Consider the following 19,683-nt stretch of genomic DNA (forward strand, 5'->3'; position numbering starts at 1 on the left):
CCAGAAGACCCTCTGGGCCCCTCTAGGCCCTGCTGCCCGCCGTGAGCAGGTGGCCGCTGATGCCGAGCAGCGACGGCTCCGACTCGGTCTGCCGCAGTGCGCGCAGGACCAGGTCGCGGCGGGCGGGGTCGTCGAGCCAGTCGGAGACGTCGCCCATCAGCCAGGCGGCGCCCTCCAGGCCGTACTGACCGTGCGGTGTCAGGCCGGCGTCCGCGAACTCGGCCGGGACGGCGGCGGGCTCGTGGAAGTAGGCCGTCGTGAACAGGGACTTCGGCCCGCCGGTCGGTCGCATCCTGCCGTCGCCGACCGCCGCCTCGATCTGCGGACGGTGCTCGGCGTCGAAGTACAGCCCCGTGCTCAGGTTGTCGTGCAGGGCCGCGTACCGGTTGATCGTGGCGGCCACCACGAGTCCTCCGGGCCGCACCACCCGGCGGGCCTCGGCGAGTGCCCGGACGCGGTCCTCCCGCTCGGGCAGGTGGTAGAGGGGGCCGAGGAGCAGCGCCACGTCCACGGACGCGTCCGGCACCGCCAGGGCCCGGGCGTCGCCGACGCGCGCGGTCACGCCGGGCAGGCCGGCCGCGCGTTCGACGTGCAGGGGCACCGGGTCCACGAGGTCCACCGCGTGGCCGTCGGCGGCGAGCCACTGCGCGTGGACACCACTGCCGCCTCCCACGTCCAGGATCCTGGCCGGGGCGGGCGGCAGGAGGCGGCGCAGGACGTCCTGGGTGCGCCAGAGCTCCAGACGTCCGGCGCCGGAGCGCAGCCGGCCGTCCTCCTGGTCCCGCTCGTAGTACTGCGCGATCTCCTCGGCGAGCGCGGGAGCCCCGGCTCCCGCTGCGTGATCCGTCTCCATCCCCGCAGCCTCGCCTCTCGTACCGGGATCGGACAACCGATTTCCGCGTCGACACCCCGGCGGCCGGTGCCGGGAGGGGCAGCGGGCTCTGGATGGCCGGTGCCCGCGGCCGCGGCTAGCGTGCGAAGGGGAGCCCTCCTCGGTCTCTTCTCGCACAGCGGGCCGGGGCGACCGGAAGGAGCTGTCATGGAGTTCGACAGGCCGGTGATCGGCGGCCCATGCTGGACCGAGTTGGGGACCAGTGATCTGGAGGGGGCCAAAGGGTTCTACACCGATCTGTTCGGCTGGCGGCCGGAGACGGATCCGCGGCAGGAGGCGGGCGGGTACACGGTGGCGCACCTGGGAGACGCTGCGGTCGCCGCGCTCACCCCGCTGTACCAGGAGTCTCAACCGGTCGCCTGGAACGTGTCGTTCGCGGTGACGGACGCGGACGACGCGGCACGGCGCGTGGAGGAGGCCGGCGGGACGGTGGTCCTCGGCCCGATGGACGTGTTCGACGTGGGCCGGTTCGCGGTGGCCCTGGACCCGACGGGCGCGGCGTTCCAGCTGTGGCAGGCCCGGGCCTTCCGGGGCGCCGGCCTGTTCAACTCGCCCGGCACGCTCGGCTGGGTGGAACTGGCGACCTGCGACACCGACCGGGCCCGGGACTTCTACACCACGCTGTTCGGCTGGAGCGTCAGCGTCTCGCAGGGGTACACGGAGTGGGGCATCGACGGGGAGCACTTCGGCGGGATGGCCGACATGGGCGACCGGTTCCCGCCCGAGGTTCCGCCGCACTGGCTGCCGTACTTCGCGGTGGACGACGTGGACGCGACGGCCCAGGTCGCCCAGCAGGCGAGCGGCGCCGTCGTCATGCCACCCACGTCGATCCCCGACGGCCCCCGCATCGCGGTGCTGCGAGACCCGCAGGGAGCGGCGTTCGGCGTGTACAAGGCCGACGAGGAGCGCTGAGCGACAGGCTCACGCCCGCAACGCCCCCACGCGCCCCTCCAGGCCGCTGAGCAGGTTGGCGAGGAGGGTGGCCAGTTCGCCCTGGCCCTCGGGGGCGAGGACGGACAGTACGGCGGTCTCGTACGAGAGTTGTTCGGGGAGGATGCCGTCGACCAGGTCGCGGCCGGTGTCGGTGAGGCGGAGGTGGGCGACTCGGCGGTCGCGGGAGTCGCCGCGCCGCACGACCAGGCCGCGTTCGGTCAGGTGCTTGAGCCGCTTGGTGACCGCGGCTCCGGAGGAGAAGGTCTCCCGGGCAAGCTCTCCCGGGGTCAGCTCGTGGCCGGTGCGGCGCAGTGCGCCGAGCAGGTCGAACTCCGGGCGGCTGAGCCCGGCGCGGCGCAACGGGGCGTCCTCGGCCTGCTGGAGGAGCGCGGCACAGCGGTTGATGCGGCCGATGACCTCCATGGGCCCGGTGTCCAGCCCGGGGTGCACGGTCCGCCACTGCCGGACGACGGCGGCGACGGTGTCCCTCTGCGCGGGGTCGGATCCGGCCTCGCTCTCGTTCCCCGGCCGCGCGTCGGCCCGGGAATCCGCGATCCCCGACCGCTCCTCGACCGTGCCACCCCCGGCCCCCGCCTGCCCCCCGCCCGCGGCATCCCCGGCCGGCGGTCGTCCGTTCGTCGGCGTCATTGCCGTACGTCCTCCGTTGTGCTGCCCGTGTCATGGTCCAGGGGTGCGAGCCCCCGGTGTCGTGCCGTCGCGGCGAGCGTACGGTGTCCGGACTGTTCGGCGAGCACGACCCGCTCCGTGGGCAGGGCGCGCTGCCACCACTCGCCGGAGGCGGCGTCGGCCGTGGCGCGCAGGTCGACCAGTGCGGCGGCGAGGGTGCGGCCGGCGGTCTGCAGGGCCCGGGGTTGCGGGTGCGGCTCGGCGAGCAGGCGGGTGGCGTGCTCGCGGGCGTGTTCGACCGTGGTCAGCGCGTGCTCGATGCGGTCGCCGGCGCGCCGGTTGGTGACGGCCACGGCCGCGACGAAGCCGACCAGCGCGCCGACGAGAGTGTCCGCGATCCGCTCGGTGACGAGCCGGCTGGGGTCCTGGCTGCGGGCGAACTCGGTGATGAGCAGGGCCATCGGCGTGACGCACACGCTGCCGAGCCAGTAGTTGCGGCTGATCAGCGCCTCGGCGCCGAAGTTGAAGGCGAGGCAGAGCAGCACCAGGGCCGCCGGGTGGAGATGGGCGAGCGGGGTGACCGCGGCGAAGATCAGGACGCCCACGAGGTTGCCGACGACGCGCTGGATGCCCCGGCTCCAGGTGAGGGTGACGTTGGCCTGGTAGAGGGAGGCCGCGGTGACCAGCGCCCAGTAGGGGCGGCCGACACCGAGGGCGAGGGAGGCGTATCCGGCGAGGGCGCAGCCGATCGCGGTGCGGGCGGCGATGGGCGCGAGCGGGTCGAGCCGGTGCCACAACGGGCGGCGCGGGGAGGCGAGTTCGGTGCCGACACCGAGCAGTTCACCGGTCGGGGCCTGGGGGGACTCGACCCCGCAGACCGGGCCGGTTCCGCGCAGGTCCAGGGCCCAGGCGCGCAGCCGTTCGGGATCGGTGTCGGCGGGGGCGGCCAGGGCGACCTCGGCGCGGATCAGGAGCCGTTCGAGGGTGCGCCGGGTTCGGTCGGGGCGGGCACCTGCGGCGAGCAGGGACTGCCAGGCCGCGTGGATGGCGGCGGCGCTCGCGCTGCGGGCTCGCGCGTGGCCTTCGGCCGTGCCCCGCGTGGCCGCGTACGCGGCGGCCGCGTCCAGGGCCTGGGCGGTGGCGCGGCGCTCGGGACCGTGCGGGCGCAGCAGCCCCGGCGCCATGCCGACGAGCCAGGCCCAGGCGCCGGTGGCGAGGGCCAGTCCGACATGGCCGGGGACCTGGCCGAGGCTCTGGGGTGCGAACAGTGAGGCGGAGCTGATGAAGGTGAGGACCACGTTGCCGGGCGGACCGACACCGGTGGCGTCGCACGCCGCTTTCTGTACGGCCGCCATGAGGGCGCCGACGGTGACCAGCACGACGGCGTCGGTGGTGAGCGACGCCGCGGACAGGGCCACGGCGAGGCCGCCGATCATGCCGAGCACCACCCGGGCCAGGGCCCGGGCCCGGGCGGCGTAGGGCCGGTTGTGGCCGTAGAGCGCACACAGGGAGCCCGCCATCGTGTACATGGCGAGGTCGAGGCGGCCGAGCGCCAGCAGGATCAGGTTGGGCGGGGCGACCGCGGCGACCGCGCTCAGCGCGGGCTTGAACCAGATGTCGGAGGGCCGCCCGAGGCGGAGCACTCCGGCGAGGGGAAGACGGTGGCGGGTCGCACTGCTCATGCCATCAATTTAGCATGTGTTTTACTGGTAAAAGATATTGGGCTGAAGGCGTCGGCGACCTCCTTCCTCACCTGCCGTGCTCCGGCGAATGCACCCCGTGTACACCCTTGCGCTCGTATGCGCCCCGCGTGCCGTGGGCATCGCATCCCTCGACCGACCGTCGAGCGTGGAGGTGGGCGCATGCACGGACCGGTGTCGGCCGCCTGGCTGCTGGTCGCGCTGTGCGCGGCCACCGGGGCCTACTGCCTGCTGCGGATGCGCAGCGGTGTCGAGGAACAGCGCCGCTCCGCGGGCGGCGAGGCGCTCATGGGGTTCGGCATGGCCGCGATGGCCGTGCCCGCCGCGGCGTTCACCCCACCGGGGTGGGCGTGGCCGCTGTACGCGGCCGTGTTCGGCGCGGCGGCGCTGCGCGCCCTGTGGGCCGCGCGCAGTGGCCGGCACCATCTGCACCATCTGGTGGGGACGGCGGCGATGGTCTACATGTCCCTCGTCATGGCGGCCTCACCCGCCTCACCCGCCTCACCCGCCTCTCACCACCACCCGCGCATCGGCGCCGGAGTGCCGCTGGTGACGGGCTCGCTCCTGCTCTACTTCGCCGGCTATGTGCTGCTGTCCGGCGCCCGGCTGGTGCCCGCCGCCACGGCGGGCGGCACGCGGGCCGTGCGCTGGGGCGACCGTCCGGAGCTGGCCCGGGCCTGCCGGCTGTCGATGGGGATCGGGATGGTCGCGATGCTGCTGACGATGTGAACCGCCGGTCCTCCACGGGAGAAAACGCAAGCGTTGCTTGCGTCACTTCGGCGCAAAGGACCGTACCCGTGAGCGGCTCCGCGCTCATAGGGTGCTGCCCATGATGGTCCCCGTGGCACTGCTGCTGCTCGGCGCCGTGACCGCCGTCGCCGCCCCGCGCTTGCTCGCCCGGGCCGACTGGCGGGACCGTGAGCCGGTGGTCGCCCTGTGGGTGTGGCAGTGCGTGGTGGCGGCCGTACTGCTGTGCTGCGCGCTGTCGATGACGCTCAGCGCGGCGGCGGCCTGGAAAGCGGTGCGCGGGCATGTGTTCGGTACGGCACCGCGCGCGGTGGTGGACGCGTACGCCCTCGGTGCGGCCGGGCCGTGGGCGGCGACCGTCGCGGTGACGCTCGCCTGCGGCGGGCTGTGGAGCCTGGCGATGCTGGTGCGCGAGGTCGTAGGGGCCCGGGCGCGACGGGACCTGCGGCGGGCAGAACTCCTCGTGCGGGCCCCGTTGTTGCCGGGCGAGGAGCCGACGAGCGACCGGCTGGTGGTACTGGAGGGCGAGCGACCCGACGCGTGGCGGCTGCCGGGTACGGCACCCCGACTCGTGATCACGACGGCCGCCCTGCGTCGGCTGAAAGGACGTCAGCTCGATGCCCTGCTCGCCCATGAGCAGGGCCACGACCGAGCCCGGCACGACTGGCTGCTGCACTGCTCGGCGGCGCTGGCGGGCGGCTTCCCGCAGGTGCCGGTGTTCGCCGCCTTCCGCGACGAGATGCACCGCCTGGTCGAGTTGGCCGCCGACGACACGGCCTCCCGGCGCTTCGGCCGGCTGACGACCGCACTGGCTCTGGTCGAACTCAACGAAGACCGGGGTGTGTTCGGACCCAGCCCCACCCCGCACGCACACGTCCCACAGCGTGTGCACCGGCTCCTGACTCCCCCGGACCGCCTCCCGGCCCTGCACCGGCTGCGCCTGACGGCGGCGGCCGCGCTGGTGCCGGTGATCCCGGTCCTGGTGGCGCTGGTGCCGGCGCTTCGGGTCTTGGGGTAGACAGCTGGACGCAGAACATGCCCGAGTGCAACCCATGTTGGCCACATGGGAGTTCACCCCTCTTCCACGGCGACACTGTTGCCGAGCAAGCCCATTGGAGCGGCCGAATTCGACTGTGCGAAGGGTGAATCTCTGACGTCCACGTCCGCTCATGATTTCGATCGGCGGCGCGGCACGCCGATGCCACGGCTGGAGGAATGATGGCGGAAGTCGTCCGTGTCCCGCTCGACGGCGGGCAGGATCTCCGCATCGAGGTCGACGTGCGCGACGAGAACGGCTGGACTCGCGCCGGGCGCGCGCAGGACGGCGCCGACGCCGGGGTGGTGGTGGCCCGTACCGCAGCGGAGGCGGACTTCTCCGTTGCGGTGGAGTGGAACCGCCCGTCCGACGGGTGACCGCCGTAGCCACCGTGGTCTGCGGGCTCCTGCTGTGGCTGCCGCACCGCCACGGCGCGGGCCGCGTCCAGTGGCGTACGGCGGTGACCGTGGCCGTCGTCCCGGTGGCCGGCGAGCGGCCGCGGGGCGGCCGGGCGCGGCCATCGCACGGGTAGAGTCCGGCGCATGGCTGCCGTGCTCTTCGATTTCTCGGGAACCCTGTTCCGCGTCGAGTCCACCGAGTCGTGGCTGCGGGCCGTGCTGGAGGAGACCGGCCTGACGCTGCCCGAGCCCGAACTCGCCGACACCGCGAAGGCCTTGGAGGCGGCCGGTGCGCTGCCGGGCGGGGCTGACCCCGTCGAGGTGCCGGCGGACCTCGCCGGTCTGTGGGCGGTGCGGGACGAGAGCGCCGAGCTGCACCGCGCCGCCTACACCGGACTGTCGCGGCGCGTGCCGCTGCCCGCCCCCCGCCTGCACGACGCGCTGTACGAGCGGCACATGTCCCCCGCCGCCTGGTCGCCCTACCCGGACACCGCCGAGGTGCTGCGCACGCTGCGCGAGCGCGGGATCGGCGTCGGCGTGGTCAGCAACATCGGCTGGGACCTGCGCCCGGTCTTCCGCGAGCACGGCCTCGACGCGTACGTGGACGCGTACGTGCTGTCGTACGAACACGGCGTGCAGAAGCCGGACCCGCGGCTCTTCTCCGCCGCCTGCTCGGCACTGGACGTCGATCCGCGGCAGGTGCTGATGGTCGGCGACAGCAGGGTGGCGGACGGCGGCGCCGCCGCGCTGGGCTGCCGCGTGCACTTCGTGGACCATCTGCCGGTGGCGAGGCGGCCCGATGCGCTGCTGCCGGTGCTGGACCTGGTGGGCTGACCCGAAGCAGCTCGGCGTCTCGGGCGGGCACGCGCCGTCCGTCTGAGACGATCCCCCGCGTCGCCCCAGACGGACGGCAGCCCTGAGCAGGCGCCGCGCACAGCGGTGCCACCGCGTTGAGTATAGTTGGCTGGCAGCCAGTCAACGCAGGAGTTACAGGATGTCCCCGCGCAGCGCCTCGGTCAATGAAGAGTTGCGCCGCCGTTCCAGGGAGCGGCTGCTACAGGCCGCTGTCGAGCTGGTCGACGAGCACGGGTTCGAGGCCACCACGCTGGCCGACATCGCGGACCGGGCGGGTTCGGCGCGCGGACTGGTGTCGTACTACTTCCCCGGCAAGCGCCAGTTGGTGCAGTCCGCCGTGCACCGGCTGATGCACCGCACGCTGGAGGAGGCGCTGGAGCGGGAGCCGCGCACCGAGGACGGCCGGGAACGGCTGGCCCGGGCCATCGACGCGATTCTGGGCCTCGCCCGCGACCGGCCGGTGCTCATGCGGCAGCACATGGCAGGACTGCTCCAGGCCGAGGGCTTCGTGCAGTGCCCGGAGCAGCGGCGCCTGTCGGAGCTGCTGAGCGACACGGTCGCCCGGTACGGCTCCCCGGACGTGACGGCCGACTACCCCCTGCTGCGGGCTCTGCTGATGGGGGCGGTGTACGCGGCACTGGTGCCGGGGGTGCCGATGCCCGTGCCGTCGCTGCGGGCCGAGCTGTTCCAGCGATACGGGCTCGACTGGGAGCTGGGCGTGCCGCCCGGGAGCGATGCGGACACCGGGGCGGGTCGGGGGCAGGATCTGTCGCGGTTCTTCGCGACCGAGGAGCGGTCCGAGTAGCGGATCCCCGGTCCGGCCGTTGCCGGTCAGCTTCCCTTTTCAGCGCCTTGCGTGACGCCGTGTCAGGAACCGGCGTGCCGCACCCGGGCGATCAGCCCGAGGGAGCGGCGGCGGCCGTGCCCGGTCGCGCACATCACCGCGAGGACCGGGGCGAAGCCGCCCTCCTGGGCCGCACGGTACTCCTGGGCGATCAGCCCGCACCCCTTCGATACCCCGCGGCCAGGACGTCGACCCGTGCACCGTCGGGGAAGTCCGGCCGGACGTGGAACAGGAGTGGCACTCCCGTACTCCTGCACCTCCCACGCGGGCCACACGGACACCGCGCCGCCCGCGGCGGGACGATCAGAAAGATCAAGAAAGGATGCCTCCAGTCACACACGTAACGTAACCCCATCATCACATTCCATGAGCAGTGACACGTCGGGTCACCCTGCCGGCCTCTGCCGTTGCGGGCCCGGCGGTGCCATGCTGGAGCCGTCCGCACACCTCTTCTCCTTCGGGCAGGGAGTACCGCCGTGCTGCGTGTCGCCGTCGTCGGATCCGGGCCGAGCGGGTGCTACACCGCCCAGACCCTGGTCCAGCTGGATCCCGAGGTGCGCGTGGACGTACTGGACCGGCTGCCGTGCCCCTACGGGCTGGTGCGCTACGGCGTCGCCCCGGACCACGAGAAGATCAAGTCCCTGCAGGGCAACCTGCGCACGGTACTGGAGCACGACCGGGTGCGCTTCCTCGGCGGGGTCCGGGTGGGCGGACCCGGCGGGCTGTCGGTGGCGCGGCTGCGGACGCTGTACCACGCGGTCGTGTACTGCGTGGGCGCCGCCACCGACCGCCACCTGGGGATCCCGGGCGAGGAGTTGCCGGGCAGCTGGTCGGCGACCGAGTTCGTGTCCTGGTACAGCGCGCATCCGGACGCGACCGACGCGGGGTTCGTGCGCGGGGTCCGGTCCGCGGTGGTCATCGGCATGGGCAACGTCGCCGTGGACGTCACGCGGATGCTGGTGCGGGGCGCCGGTGAGCTGCGTCCGACGGACATGCCGCAGGCGGCGCTGGACGCACTGGCCCAGAGCGGGGTCGCCGAGGTCCACATGGTCGGCCGGCGCGGTCCCTCACAGGCCCGCTTCACCACGAAGGAGCTGCGCGAGCTGGGCGCACTGCCGGACACCGAAGTGATCCTGGATCCGGCCGAGCTGGAGATGGACTCCGGATACGTCGACCCCGCCGCGCTGCCCGCCGTGCAGCGTCGCAACGTGGAGGCGCTTCGCGGCTGGGCGGCGGCCCCGGCCCGGCAGGCGGCCCGCCGGATAAGGATGCGGTTCTTCCTGCGGCCCGTGGAACTGCTCGCGGACGGCGGCCGGGTGGGCGCCGTGCGCTTCGAGCGGACGGCACCGGACGGGCGCGGCGGCATCACGGGCACGGGACGGTACGAGGACGTGGCAGCCCAGTTGGTGCTGCGCTCGGTCGGTTATCGCGGAGTGCCGCTGGAGGGGCTGCCCTTCGACGCGGCGAGCGGCACCGTGCCGCACATGGAGGGCCGCGTCCTTCGCGAGGGCGTCGCGTCTCCGGGCGAGTACGTCGCCGGCTGGATCAAGCGCGGGCCCACCGGTGTCATCGGCACCAACCGCCCGTGCGCCAAGGAGACGGCGACCTCCCTGCTCGCGGACGCGCCCGCGCTCGTACGCCGGGAGGTGCCGAAGGACCCGCTCGAAGCATTGCGGGCAGCGGGTGTCGAACCGGTGCCGTGGGCGGGGTGGCAGGCGATCGAGCGTGCCGAGGCCGCACTGGGCGCCCGGCTCGGCCGGGGCGTGGTCAAGCTGGCCGACTGGGACGCGCTGCTGGGGGCCGCACGGTCGGCCTGAGGCCCGGCCGGAGTCGGCGGCTTCCGGGTGGGCATGACACACACCCGCAACGCGATCGAAATCAACAAACTGTTTAAGAGCCTTACGGTCTCGTGCTGTTCGGATGTCACTCCCCACCCGCCGCTCTGGAGTCCCCATGGCCACGACCACAGATGTGCACCCCGTCGACGAGATACCACCGGTACGCCGGCTCGCGACCTTCGGACTGCAGCATGTGCTCGCGATGTACGCGGGCGCCGTCGCGGTGCCGCTGATCGTGGGCGGTGCGATGAAGCTGTCGCCCGCCGACCTGGCGTATCTGATCACCGCCGATCTACTGGTGTGCGGCGTCGCCACGCTGATCCAGTGCGTCGGGTTCTGGCGGTTCGGCGTCCGGCTGCCGATCATGCAGGGCTGCACGTTCGCGGCCGTGTCGCCGATGGTGCTCATCGGGACGACGGGCGGCGGACTGCCCGCGGTCTACGGCTCGGTGATCGTCGCGGGACTCGCGATCATGCTGCTCGCGCCGGTCTTCGGTCGGCTGTTGCGCTTCTTCCCGCCACTGGTCACCGGCACGGTGATCCTGATCATCGGGGTCTCGCTGCTGCCGGTCGCGGGCAACTGGGCCGCCGGCGGTGCCGGCGCGAAGGACTTCGGGGAGCCGAAGAACCTGGCGCTGGCGGCCTTCGTGCTGGCGGTCGTGCTCGGCGTGCAGCGGTTCGCGCCGGTCTTCCTCAGCCGGATCGCCGTACTGATCGGCATCGCGGTGGGCCTGGCGGTCGCCGTGCCGTTCGGGTTCACCGACTTCGGCGGGGTCGGGGACGCGGACTGGGTGGGGATCAGCACGCCGTTCCACTTCGGGGCGCCGACGTTCAGGGCGTCCGCGATCGTGTCCATGCTGGTGGTGGCCCTGGTGACGATGACGGAGACGACCGGTGACCTGATCGCGGTCGGCGAGATGACCGGCCGCAGGGTCGAGCCGGGCTCGCTGGCCGACGGGCTGCGCGCGGACGGCCTGTCGACCGTCCTCGGCGGGGTGTTCAACACCTTTCCGTACACGGCGTACGCCCAGAACGTGGGCCTGGTCGGCATGACCCGGGTGCGCAGCCGCTGGGTGGTCGCGGCGGCCGGCGGCATCCTCGTCCTGCTCGGCCTGCTGCCCAAGCTGGGCGCGGTGGTCGCGGCGATCCCCGCGCCGGTGCTCGGCGGGGCGGGCCTGGTGATGTTCGGGACGGTCGCGGCGAGCGGGCTCAGGACGCTGGCCCGCGTCGACTTCAAGGGCAACAACAACCTGACGGTGGTGGCCGTTGCGGTGGCGGTCGGCATGCTGCCGGTGGGTGTACCCACGGTGTACGCGAAGTTCCCCGACTGGTTCCAGACGGTGATGAACAGCGGCATCAGCGCGGGCTGCCTGACGGCGATCGTCCTGAACCTGCTGTTCAACCACCTTCCGGCAAGCGAAGGCTCGACCGCTCCGGCCGGACCGGAAGAGCTCGGTGCCGGAGTCGGCGACGCGAACGCTTCCTGACAATCAGGGACTTGACGCCTCTTCAGCATGCCCAGGGGCTACACTCGCCCTGCACGGTCGGCATCGCCGACCGCGACGGGAATGGGTCCGGCGTCCCTGTCGGGCGTGACCGCCGAGGTGTTCGGCGGTCCGTCAATCGTGACAACTTCACACGCGGCCTGCACGCCGGCAGGGCCTCAGTTGATCACCGTCATTCGGGGTGGTCGACCTGAGACACCTGCCATCCTGCAAGCGGCTCGCGCTCGGTTCGGCCATCCGCCATTCTCCGGAGGGGCCGAGCATGGAGTCACAGATCGTCCTGGGGATCCTGGGTACGGCGAGCGTCGCGTCGGTGTTGGTCTATGTCCTGAAGGGACTCCTCGACCAGATCCCGGATCTCATCCGTTCCTGGCGCCGGGTCGTGCGCGAGGCCAGGACCTTTCGTCGCGGCGATGCGGCCGGACCGGACGGGACCGACGCGGCCGACGCGGACCCTGGGAGCCGGCGCACCCCGTCCTGACCTGCCCCGGGTGCTGCGCTCACCTCCTCAGGAACAGCCCGGCGGGAACCGCCCCGGCCAGCACCCCGTACCCCTTCGGGTCGAGGTGCAGCCAGTCCCCGACCTGGAGGTCGGGCAGCAGCCGGCTCGGCTGTGCCGGGTCGCGTACCGCCCGGTCGAGGTCGATCACCGCGTCGAAGTGGCCGGGGGTGCGGATCCAGGCGTTCACGCGCTCGCGGGACGCCTCCCGCTCCCCCGCCGCGTCGTCGTAGAGGGTGTTGCCGCCGAACGGCGTCAGGGTCGCGCCGAAGACGCGGATGCCCTGGGCGTGGGCGCGGACCACGAGCTGCCGGTACCCGGCGATCAGGTCGTCGGTGACCGCGCGCTGGGCCTCGGGGGTGGCGTCGGCGGTGCCGATGTCGTTCACGCCCTCGAAGAGGATCAGCCAGGCGACCCCGCTGCGGGACAGGACGTCACGGTCGAGGCGCACTGCCTGAGGACGCGGCCACCTTCCTCGGCTCCTCGTCCTCCAACGTCTACACCGTCAGCGGCGGCGGGGCGAAGGAGGCCGGCGACAAGGTGTTCCAGTTCAACGGCGCAGGAACGCTGAACGTCCCCGACTTCGCGGTGCAGAACTTCGGCACCTTCGCCCGCTCGTGCGGCAACTGCAAGACGCAGTACAAGCGCACGATCAACCTCAACTCCACCGAGGCGACGTACAAGGGCAACAAGCTCGTCGGCATCAACACCACCTACGGCGACAGCGCGACCCTGAGGAACATCACCATCGTCGGCGACTCCGGCAAGAAGATCGTTCCGTGCCAGAAGTACATCGGCAACAACACCGGCAAGGAGCCGACCACCAACGGCTCTGGGCCTGAGGGGACTTACTGCAAGTACGCGGCGTCGGACATCACCTACGAGTAGGCAGCCAGGGGGCCGTCGTCCGCTGCGGACGACGGCCCTCAGGCCTTCGGCGCCGGGCCGGGTCTCGTCTCGGGGGTGGCCTTCGCCTCCACGGCGAGCCGCGCCCGCAGTTCGGCGTTCTCGGCCTCCAGGGCGTTGATCGGCTTGCGCGCGAAGCAGAGCTCGACGACAGCGTCCTGGAACTCACCGACCAGCGAGCACACCCACGGGGAGCGTGGAACGGGGAGCGTGCTCAGCGGTCCCCCCGCAGCCCCACCGACGCGGCCAGCTCCTCCTCGTACCCCGTGTAGGCCGTGCGCAGGGTCTCCCCCGGCCAGTCCGGCGGAAGGAGTGCGGGCGGGAGGACGGGGTCGGTGAGCAGGTGGCGTACGGCCGCGGCGAAGGCGGTGAGGCGGTCGGCCGGGTGGTGGGCGTCGGCCGCGTGGGCGAGCAGGGTGCGCGCGGTGGTGGCCCAGGCGTCCAGCGGCCACAGGCGGGCGACCAGGTCGTGCGGGGAGCCGTCGGGGCGGGCGGTGTAGGACTCGGCCACGTGCGCGAGGTCGCCGGGCAGGGGCCGGGCCAGGTTGGCCGGGCGCAGCCACACGCCCTCGCGGAGTTCGGCCAGGCGCAGGGAGGTCAGGCGGGCGCGCAGGTCGGCCCGTTCGGCGGGGCCACGGCCGGTCGCCGTGATCACCACCATCTCCCAGCCGTCGTCCCACCCGCGCGTGCGGGGATGCAGCGCCTCGTCCTGGCGGCGCTGGCGGGCCAGCAACCGGTCGCTGAGCCCGTACACGGCGTCCGTGCGGCGCAGATCCCCGGCGGCCACCATCCGGCTCAGCGCGGCCCGCAGCGTGGAGCCGCCGACACCGAAGGGCTCCACCAGCCGGACCAGGTCCTTCACCGGCAGCTCGGGCGGATGCGCGCCCAGCAGCAGGCTCAGCACCACCGACCGCGCGGACAGCGGCCGCAGGCCGGCGGCCTCACCCGCCTCCGCCGACACGTTCATGCGCATGGGCACGTACTGTACGTGCGCCTCATTGTTGCATCATTGCTACAGCCGTCGGAAGAGTGCAACATAGCCGCATGGACTCGACACCCGTGCAGTCGCCGCAGCAGTACGCCACCCACGACGTCACCAACCAGGCCCCACCCCTGGCCCCGTACGACGCATCCGAGGACCGGGCCCTGCTGGAGGGGCTGCGCCGGGAGGGTGCCGGGTGGGCCGAGGACGGCATCCGGCGGCTGGGGCTGCGGGCGGGCGGCGAGGAGGCCCAGGAGTGGGGCGAGCAGGCGAACCGGCACGAGCCGGAACTGCGCACCCACGACCGCTACGGCCACCGGATCGACGAGGTCGAGTTCCACCCCAGCTGGCACCACCTGATGCGGACCGCGGTCGCCGAGGGCCTGGCCGGCGCGCCCTGGGCGGACGACCGGCCCGGCGCCCACGTGGCCCGTACCGCGGGCGGACTGGTGTGGGGGCACACTGAGGCCGGACACGGCTGCCCGACGTCGATGACGTACGCCGCCGTCCCCGCGCTGCGCGCCCAGCCGGACCTCGCCAAGGTCTACGAACCGCTGCTCACCAGCCGCGCGTACGACCCCGGGCTGCGCGTCCCCACCGAGAAGCCCGGGCTGCTCGCCGGGATGGGCATGACCGAGAAGCAGGGCGGCTCGGACGTCCGCACGAACACCACCACGGCCACGCCCACCGGTGAGCCGGGCGTGTACACGCTGCGGGGCCACAAGTGGTTCACGTCGGCGCCCATGTGCGACGTGTTCCTGGTGCTGGCGCAGGCACCGGGGGGCCTGTCCTGCTTCCTGGTGCCCCGGATCCTGCCCGACGGCAGCCGCAACACCTTCCGCATCCAGCGACTGAAGGACAAGCTCGGCAACCGGTCCAACGCCTCCTCCGAGCCGGAGTTCGACCGGACGGTGGCCTGGCTGGTCGGATCGGAGGGGCGGGGCGTGAAGACCATCATCGAGATGGTCAACTGCACCCGTCTGGACTGCGTGATGTCCTCGGCGACCCTGATGCGCAAGACGCTCGTCGAGGCGGGCCATCACGCGCGCCACCGCAGCGCGTTCGGCGCCCGGCTGTTCGACCAGCCGCTGATGCGCAACGTCCTGGCCGACCTGGCGCTGGAGTCGGAGGCGGCGACGACGCTCACCCTGCGGCTCGCCGGTGCGGCGGACCGGGCGGTGCGCGGGGACGCCGGGGAACGCGCCTTCCGCCGGATCGCCACCGCCGTCGGCAAGTACTGGGTCACCAAGCGGGGCCCGGCGTTCACCGCGGAGGCCCTGGAGTGCCTGGGCGGCAATGGGTACGTCGAGGAGTCGGGCATGCCCCGCCACTACCGGGAGGCTCCCCTGCTGTCGATCTGGGAGGGCTCGGGGAACGTCAACGCGCTCGACGTGCTGCGCGCCCTGGGTCGAGAACAGGACACGGCCGAGGCCCTGTTCGCCGAACTCGCCCTCGCGCGCGGGGCGGACGCCCGGCTGGACGCGGCCGTGACCGGACTCAAGGACCAGTTGGCCGAAACCGACCAGGTGGGCGCCCGCCGGCTGGTCGAGCGGATGGCCCTGGCCCTTCAGGCATCGCTGCTGGTCCGGCACGCCCCGCACGCGGTTTCGGACGCCTTCTGCACGACCCGGCTGGGCGGCGACTGGGGGCACGCGTTCGGCACGCTGCCCGCCGGGACCGACTTGGACGCGATCCTGGAGCGGGCCCTGCCCGGCCGCGGCTGATCCCCGCCCCGGGTGACCGGGCGGATCCCACCCCGTGGCCGGTGACAGCCGACGGATCGCACACAGTCAGCGCGCGACTCCGCTTCGTTGTCAGTGCCGTGGTGCAGACTCGCGATCAGGTGGCACCAGCCTGGGGAGGACAACGTGTTCACGGGGATCGACGAGGTCGACTGGGCCTCGCTGCACCATGCGTGCGGCAGCGCGGAGGACGTGCCGGGATGGTTACGGGGACTGGCCTCCGCGGACGCCGCCGAGCGGCAGACCGCGCTCGACGGCATGTACGGCACGGTGCACCACCAGGGGAACGTGTACGACTCGACGCTGGCCTGCGTTCCCTTCCTGTGCTCGCTCGCGGCCCGCGAGGTCGTGCCGGACCGGGGCTGCATCGTCGAACTGCTGGTCAGCATCGGGGCGGAGAGCGGGGACGCACGCGCGCGTGAGGCGGTGCGCGCGGGCTCCGAGGTGTTCGTGTCCCTCCTCGGGGACCCGGACCCGGGACTGCGCCGGGCGGCGGCCGTGGCCGTCGTACGGTTCCTGGACGGCCCGGCGCGCGTCCTGGACCTGTTACGGCAGCGGATCCCGGTCGAGCGGGACGACCGGGTCCTGCTCGCGCTCACCGAGGCCCTCGGCCTGTTCGTACGACGGCACCCGGGGCACTACGCCGCCGCGGTGGACCTGCTGGCCGCGCAGAGCGCCCCGCCCCACGAGCCCGGGCTGCGGCTGGCCGCGCTCGGCCAGCTCGCCCTGGTGGCCCCGGAACTGCTCCCGGCCGACCTGGTGCCGACGGCCGTCGAATTGCTGCGGGACAGGTCCGCGCGCCGCGCCCGGGTACCGGAGCCGTCCGGGAACGACACCCTCGTGGGCCGGATACGGCGGCTGCGGCCCTCGGACGAGGAGGGCGCCCGGCTGCTGCGCACCCTGCACACCGCGCTCGGCGACCGGACCGGAGACCGGATCGCCCTGCTCACCGGGCAGTTGACCAGCCCGGACCCGATGGACCGGTGCAATGCCGTGTCCATGTCGGCGGCGCTGTTCCGCGGCTGGCGCGCCGACTGTGCCGGACCCGTGGCCCTGATCGGCGCCCAACTGGACACGGAGCAGGACCGGTTGCGGGATGCGGCGGTCGCGGTCCTGGTGGAGCTGTCCGGCCTGGCCGCGCCCGCCGCGGACGACCTGCACGCCCTGGTGGCCGCCCGGCCCGACTTGTGGACGCACCGCTGGGAGCGCGGCTCGCCCGTCCTCGGCGGACCGCTCAAGGCCCTGGCCAGGACACGCGATCCACGAGCGGTCCCGGTTCTGGCCCAGGTGCTGGCGGGCCCGGTCGTGCCCGGCGGCCTGGGCCACGAGATCGCGCACCTGGGCACGGCCGCGGCTCCCCTCGCCCCCGCGCTGCGGCACCATCTGGGCCGTGTCCCCCTGGACTCCCCCGCCGCCTGCACACTGGCCACTCCTCTCCTGGCCGCGCTCAGAGCCTTGGGCGACCGGCATGCGGTGCCGGAGGTGCTGCGGCTCCTGTCCGGGGCGCCGGACGGCCTCGGGGCACGGGAGAGACTCGTCGGGCCGGCCATCGAGACGCTGGACGCCCTCGGGGCCGCCGCGCAGGCGGCACCCGTTCTCCAGGACCTGCTGCGCACCCGGCACGCGGCCGCCGCGGCGGGCGCCCTGTGGTCGGCGGGGGATGCGGTCTCCGCCGTGCTGCCCGTCCTGCTGCGGGAGTTGACGCAGGGCGAGCCGGGGAGCCGCCGGCTGGCCGCCCGGCAGCTGGGCAGGCTGGGTCCGGCCGCCCGCGCGGCCCTGCCGGAACTGCGCCGGTCGGCCCGTTCGGGGCAGGTGTGGCAGCGGACGTCGGCCGCGTGCGCGCTGTGGCACGTCGGCCGGGACCCGGAACCCGTGCTGCCGGTGTTCCGGGCCGCGTGGTCGCAGAACCCCTACACGCGAGGCCCGATCGCCCGGTGCCTCGCCGCCATGGGCCCGGCGGCCGCACCGCTGCGGGACCTGGTGACGGCCGAACTCACCGCCCCTCGGCGGCATACGGCCGACGAGGGTGGGTACGGCGGCCAAGACATCGCCAGGGACGAGGCGTTGCTCAGGACCTGCGGAGAGGTGCTGGCGGGGCTGTAGCCGCGCGGCGAAGCGCAGAGGCCGTCATGGACGCAGCCCCGCGTCAGGGACGCAGGGCCCGGTCACCATCGCATCCGGCCCCACTGCGGCCCCAGTCGGGCCCACTCCGCGTCCCAGCGGTCCATGCGGCGGCGCTCCAGGCGACCACGCAGGACGCGGCCGCCGACGAAGGGGACGACGGCGGCGCTCACGCCGACCAGTCCGCCTATCAAGGTGGCCCGGAAGGCGGCCTCGGACGCGGTGGTGGGGCGGGTGACCAGGTGCCCCTGCGGGTCGGTCCACACGATGACCGGGGCCCCGGCCTTGCTGCCCGGCGCGACCCGGGCCTGGCCGGTGCGGGCCGAGCCGTCCGCGACGGTCCAGCGGACCTCGGCCCAGACCCGCTCGCCGCCGGCGCCCGCGGAGGTGGCCCTGCCGGGTGCCTGGGCGACGACGTGGGCGACGGAGGGATGCCAGGCGGCGCGTTCCCGGGCCAGTCCGTGCTCCACCGAACGGGCCGCCGCGAGCCCGGCCAGCACCCCGGCCAGGACGGTCAGCAGCCAGGCGGCGAGCACCACCCAGGCCTCCACCACGTCGGCCCGGCGCCGGAGCGGATTGCGCCGCCAGCGCCACAGCCACACCTTGGGACCACGCAACGCCATCAAAGGCATCCTCCTCACGAGCGCACCGACAGGCCGGGCCGACCTCCCATACGGGCAGGGCCGCCTCGTTGCTCACGACGAGCCGTCACCTCGACGGTCGCACGCGACGCCCCCTTCGCGCAGGCGCATGCGACAACGCACCTTGCCGATCTCTACGTGGGACCGACAGCACCGCCGTGACCTGCGGGGACGCTGGTACCGGGGCCGACTGTCAGTGGCAGGGTGCAGACTGTCCGGTATCTGACGACTACCTGGACAAAGACGTCCCGGAGGTGATCGGCATGACCGAGGTCCTGCTCGCCGTGGGCACCCGCAAAGGCCTGTTCATCGGGCGGCGGCGCGGCGGCGCCTGGGAGTTCGACGACAGCCCCTACTTCAACGCCCAGGCCGTCTACTCGGTCGCCATCGACACCCGCGGCGGCACACCGCGGCTGCTCGCGGGTGGCGACAGCGCGCACTGGGGGCCGTCGGTGTTCCACTCCGACGACCTGGGCCGCACCTGGACCGAACCGGCCCGGCCGGCCGTCAAGTTCCCCAAGGACACCGGGGCTTCGCTGGAGCGGGTCTGGCAGCTGCACCCGGCCACCGCCGAGCCGGACGTGGTGTACGCGGGCACGGAACCGGCCGCGCTGTACCGCTCCGAGGACCGCGGGGAGAGCTTCGAGCTGGTGCGTCCCCTGTGGGAGCACCCGACCCGCTCCCAGTGGGTGCCGGGAGGCGGCGGTGAGGGCCTGCACACGGTGCTCACCGACGCACGCGACCCGCAGGCGGTGACCGTCGCCGTCTCCACGGCCGGGGTGTTCCGCACCACGGACGGCGGGGCGAGCTGGACGCCCTCCAACTCCGGTGTCTCCGCGGTGTTCCTGCCGGATCCGAACCCGGAGTTCGGCCAGTGTGTGCACAAGATCGCCAAGGACGCGCACGACCCGGACCGGCTGTACCTGCAAAACCACTGGGGCGTGTACCGCAGCGACGACGCGGGTGCGCACTGGACCGACATCGGCGCGGGCCTGCCGTCGACTTTCGGCTTCGCGGTAGCCGCCCACCCGCACCGCGGCGACACCGCGTACGTCTTCCCGATCAACGCCGACGCCGACCGGGTGCCCGCCGACCACCGCTGCCGGGTCTTCCGCACGGCCGACGCGGGCAAGAGCTGGGAGCCGCTGTCGCACGGACTGCCGGCGGAGGACCACTACGGCACCGTGCTGCGCGACGCGCTGCGGACGGACGACGCGGACCCGGCCGGGGTCTACTTCGGCAACCGCAACGGCGAGGTGTACGCCTCGGCCGACGACGGCGACAGCTGGCAGCAGCTCGCCTCCCATCTGCCGGACGTGCTGTGCGTGCGGGCCGCGGTGATCGACTGACGCGGCGGGCCGCCCCCGAGGGGCCCACGGGAAAGGAGGTGAGGGCGAAAACGGTCATTCGAGCCGACG

At 73.4% G+C, this 19,683-nt stretch carries 18 protein-coding genes and 4 pseudogenes; 14 read left to right on the forward strand and 8 right to left on the reverse strand.

Going from position 1 to position 19,683, the window contains the following annotated elements:
• Positions 1–22: 22 nt before the first annotated feature.
• Positions 23–853 carry a class I SAM-dependent methyltransferase gene (locus ACWC5O_RS08100; RefSeq protein WP_450585886.1) on the reverse strand — a complete coding sequence of 277 codons (831 nt, stop codon included), beginning with the start codon at positions 851–853 and terminating at the stop codon, positions 23–25.
• Positions 854–1,039: 186 nt separating this feature from the next.
• Between ACWC5O_RS08100 and ACWC5O_RS08105 the strand changes: the two genes are divergently transcribed.
• Positions 1,040–1,804 carry a VOC family protein gene (locus ACWC5O_RS08105; protein ID WP_450585884.1) on the forward strand — a complete coding sequence of 255 codons (765 nt, stop codon included), beginning with the start codon at positions 1,040–1,042 and terminating at the stop codon, positions 1,802–1,804.
• A 9-nt stretch (positions 1,805–1,813) separates the two neighbouring features.
• Here ACWC5O_RS08105 and ACWC5O_RS08110 read toward each other — a convergent pair whose 3' ends face one another.
• Together ACWC5O_RS08110 and ACWC5O_RS08115 are read right to left on the reverse strand one after the other, a co-directional pair.
• Positions 1,814–2,473: a MarR family winged helix-turn-helix transcriptional regulator gene (locus ACWC5O_RS08110; protein ID WP_450585883.1), complete on the reverse strand. Its 660-nt coding sequence runs from the start codon at positions 2,471–2,473 to the stop codon at positions 1,814–1,816.
• Complete coding sequence (locus ACWC5O_RS08115; protein ID WP_450585881.1) at positions 2,470–4,134, reverse strand: FUSC family protein; 1,665 nt, start codon at positions 4,132–4,134, stop codon at positions 2,470–2,472. Before ACWC5O_RS08115 ends, ACWC5O_RS08110 begins: the two co-directional genes overlap by 4 nt.
• A gap of 180 nt (positions 4,135–4,314) precedes the next feature.
• Here ACWC5O_RS08115 and ACWC5O_RS08120 point away from each other — a divergent pair, with 180 nt between their 5' ends.
• From ACWC5O_RS08120 to ACWC5O_RS08145, 6 genes and pseudogenes are all read left to right on the forward strand, one after another.
• Positions 4,315–4,881 carry a DUF5134 domain-containing protein gene (locus ACWC5O_RS08120; protein ID WP_450585879.1) on the forward strand — a complete coding sequence of 189 codons (567 nt, stop codon included), beginning with the start codon at positions 4,315–4,317 and terminating at the stop codon, positions 4,879–4,881.
• 100 nt (positions 4,882–4,981) lie between these two features.
• Positions 4,982–5,917 (forward strand): M56 family metallopeptidase, encoded by a 936-nt coding sequence (locus tag ACWC5O_RS08125; protein WP_450585877.1) that lies wholly within the window; start codon positions 4,982–4,984, stop codon positions 5,915–5,917.
• A gap of 200 nt (positions 5,918–6,117) precedes the next feature.
• Positions 6,118–6,312 carry a hypothetical protein gene (locus ACWC5O_RS08130; RefSeq protein ID WP_450585875.1) on the forward strand — a complete coding sequence of 65 codons (195 nt, stop codon included), beginning with the start codon at positions 6,118–6,120 and terminating at the stop codon, positions 6,310–6,312.
• 8 nt (positions 6,313–6,320) lie between these two features.
• A pseudogene (locus tag ACWC5O_RS08135) lies at positions 6,321–6,467 on the forward strand (phosphatase PAP2 family protein); the annotation flags it as partial.
• Between the two features lie 10 nt (positions 6,468–6,477).
• Positions 6,478–7,167 carry an HAD family hydrolase gene (locus tag ACWC5O_RS08140; protein ID WP_450585873.1) on the forward strand — a complete coding sequence of 230 codons (690 nt, stop codon included), beginning with the start codon at positions 6,478–6,480 and terminating at the stop codon, positions 7,165–7,167.
• A gap of 160 nt (positions 7,168–7,327) precedes the next feature.
• Entirely contained in the window at positions 7,328–7,993 is a 666-nt protein-coding gene (locus ACWC5O_RS08145; RefSeq protein ID WP_450585871.1) for a TetR/AcrR family transcriptional regulator, read from the forward strand.
• Between the two features lie 39 nt (positions 7,994–8,032).
• Here ACWC5O_RS08145 and ACWC5O_RS08150 read toward each other — a convergent pair.
• A pseudogene (locus ACWC5O_RS08150) lies at positions 8,033–8,218 on the reverse strand (DUF6214 family protein); the annotation flags it as partial.
• Positions 8,219–8,508: 290 nt separating this feature from the next.
• Here ACWC5O_RS08150 and ACWC5O_RS08155 point away from each other — a divergent pair.
• The 3 genes from ACWC5O_RS08155 (at position 8,509) to ACWC5O_RS08165 (ending at position 11,855) form a co-directional block, all read left to right on the forward strand.
• Positions 8,509–9,849, forward strand: a complete 1,341-nt coding sequence (locus tag ACWC5O_RS08155) for an FAD-dependent oxidoreductase (protein WP_450585869.1) — start codon at positions 8,509–8,511, stop codon at positions 9,847–9,849.
• 136 nt (positions 9,850–9,985) lie between these two features.
• Positions 9,986–11,356, forward strand: coding sequence for a nucleobase:cation symporter-2 family protein (locus ACWC5O_RS08160; protein WP_450585868.1), 1,371 nt, complete (start codon positions 9,986–9,988; stop codon positions 11,354–11,356).
• A 280-nt stretch (positions 11,357–11,636) separates the two neighbouring features.
• On the forward strand, positions 11,637–11,855 hold the full coding sequence (locus tag ACWC5O_RS08165) for a hypothetical protein (protein WP_450585867.1): 219 nt from the start codon (positions 11,637–11,639) through the stop codon (positions 11,853–11,855).
• A gap of 19 nt (positions 11,856–11,874) precedes the next feature.
• On the opposite strand, the pseudogene ACWC5O_RS08170 reads toward ACWC5O_RS08165, so the two are convergent.
• Positions 11,875–12,321, reverse strand: a pseudogene (locus ACWC5O_RS08170) (GDSL-type esterase/lipase family protein); the annotation flags it as partial.
• Between the two features lie 8 nt (positions 12,322–12,329).
• On the opposite strand from ACWC5O_RS08170, the pseudogene ACWC5O_RS08175 reads away from it, so the two are divergent.
• Positions 12,330–12,761 (forward strand): annotated as a pseudogene (locus tag ACWC5O_RS08175) (pectate lyase); the annotation flags it as partial.
• Positions 12,762–12,799: 38 nt separating this feature from the next.
• On the opposite strand, the gene ACWC5O_RS08180 reads toward ACWC5O_RS08175, so the two are convergent.
• Positions 12,800–12,964, reverse strand: a complete 165-nt coding sequence (locus tag ACWC5O_RS08180; protein ID WP_450585865.1) for a hypothetical protein — start codon at positions 12,962–12,964, stop codon at positions 12,800–12,802.
• 29 nt (positions 12,965–12,993) lie between these two features.
• Positions 12,994–13,752, reverse strand: coding sequence for a PaaX family transcriptional regulator C-terminal domain-containing protein (locus ACWC5O_RS08185; protein WP_450585863.1), 759 nt, complete (start codon positions 13,750–13,752; stop codon positions 12,994–12,996).
• A 71-nt stretch (positions 13,753–13,823) separates the two neighbouring features.
• Here ACWC5O_RS08185 and ACWC5O_RS08190 point away from each other — a divergent pair, with 71 nt between their 5' ends.
• Both ACWC5O_RS08190 and ACWC5O_RS08195 read left to right on the forward strand, forming a co-directional pair.
• Positions 13,824–15,485 (forward strand): acyl-CoA dehydrogenase family protein, encoded by a 1,662-nt coding sequence (locus ACWC5O_RS08190; RefSeq protein ID WP_450585861.1) that lies wholly within the window; start codon positions 13,824–13,826, stop codon positions 15,483–15,485.
• Positions 15,486–15,629: 144 nt separating this feature from the next.
• Positions 15,630–17,606, forward strand: coding sequence for a HEAT repeat domain-containing protein (locus ACWC5O_RS08195; protein WP_450585860.1), 1,977 nt, complete (start codon positions 15,630–15,632; stop codon positions 17,604–17,606).
• A gap of 62 nt (positions 17,607–17,668) precedes the next feature.
• On the opposite strand, the gene ACWC5O_RS08200 is transcribed toward ACWC5O_RS08195, so the two are convergent.
• Positions 17,669–18,247: an Rv1733c family protein gene (locus ACWC5O_RS08200; RefSeq protein ID WP_450585858.1), complete on the reverse strand. Its 579-nt coding sequence runs from the start codon at positions 18,245–18,247 to the stop codon at positions 17,669–17,671.
• Positions 18,248–18,528: 281 nt separating this feature from the next.
• Here ACWC5O_RS08200 and ACWC5O_RS08205 point away from each other — a divergent pair, with 281 nt between their 5' ends.
• Positions 18,529–19,614: a WD40/YVTN/BNR-like repeat-containing protein gene (locus tag ACWC5O_RS08205; RefSeq protein WP_450585856.1), complete on the forward strand. Its 1,086-nt coding sequence runs from the start codon at positions 18,529–18,531 to the stop codon at positions 19,612–19,614.
• Positions 19,615–19,683: the final 69 nt, after the last annotated feature.

Source organism: Streptomyces sp. NPDC001450 (genome assembly GCF_053597295.1).

Bases quoted from the DNA above. Each gene is read 5' to 3' on its own strand.
- ACWC5O_RS08100 (WP_450585886.1), bottom strand. From the start codon at position 853: ATGGAGACGGATCACGCAGCGGGAGCCGGGGCTCCCGCGCTCGCCGAG.
- ACWC5O_RS08105 (WP_450585884.1), top strand. From the start codon at position 1,040: ATGGAGTTCGACAGGCCGGTGATCGGCGGCCCATGCTGGACCGAGTTG.
- ACWC5O_RS08110 (WP_450585883.1), bottom strand. From the start codon at position 2,473: ATGACGCCGACGAACGGACGACCGCCGGCCGGGGATGCCGCGGGCGGG.
- ACWC5O_RS08115 (WP_450585881.1), bottom strand. From the start codon at position 4,134: ATGAGCAGTGCGACCCGCCACCGTCTTCCCCTCGCCGGAGTGCTCCGC.
- ACWC5O_RS08120 (WP_450585879.1), top strand. From the start codon at position 4,315: ATGCACGGACCGGTGTCGGCCGCCTGGCTGCTGGTCGCGCTGTGCGCG.
- ACWC5O_RS08125 (WP_450585877.1), top strand. From the start codon at position 4,982: ATGATGGTCCCCGTGGCACTGCTGCTGCTCGGCGCCGTGACCGCCGTC.
- ACWC5O_RS08130 (WP_450585875.1), top strand. From the start codon at position 6,118: ATGGCGGAAGTCGTCCGTGTCCCGCTCGACGGCGGGCAGGATCTCCGC.
- ACWC5O_RS08140 (WP_450585873.1), top strand. From the start codon at position 6,478: ATGGCTGCCGTGCTCTTCGATTTCTCGGGAACCCTGTTCCGCGTCGAG.
- ACWC5O_RS08145 (WP_450585871.1), top strand. From the start codon at position 7,328: ATGTCCCCGCGCAGCGCCTCGGTCAATGAAGAGTTGCGCCGCCGTTCC.
- ACWC5O_RS08160 (WP_450585868.1), top strand. From the start codon at position 9,986: ATGGCCACGACCACAGATGTGCACCCCGTCGACGAGATACCACCGGTA.
- ACWC5O_RS08165 (WP_450585867.1), top strand. From the start codon at position 11,637: ATGGAGTCACAGATCGTCCTGGGGATCCTGGGTACGGCGAGCGTCGCG.
- ACWC5O_RS08185 (WP_450585863.1), bottom strand. From the start codon at position 13,752: ATGCGCATGAACGTGTCGGCGGAGGCGGGTGAGGCCGCCGGCCTGCGG.
- ACWC5O_RS08190 (WP_450585861.1), top strand. From the start codon at position 13,824: ATGGACTCGACACCCGTGCAGTCGCCGCAGCAGTACGCCACCCACGAC.
- ACWC5O_RS08200 (WP_450585858.1), bottom strand. From the start codon at position 18,247: ATGGCGTTGCGTGGTCCCAAGGTGTGGCTGTGGCGCTGGCGGCGCAAT.
- ACWC5O_RS08205 (WP_450585856.1), top strand. From the start codon at position 18,529: ATGACCGAGGTCCTGCTCGCCGTGGGCACCCGCAAAGGCCTGTTCATC.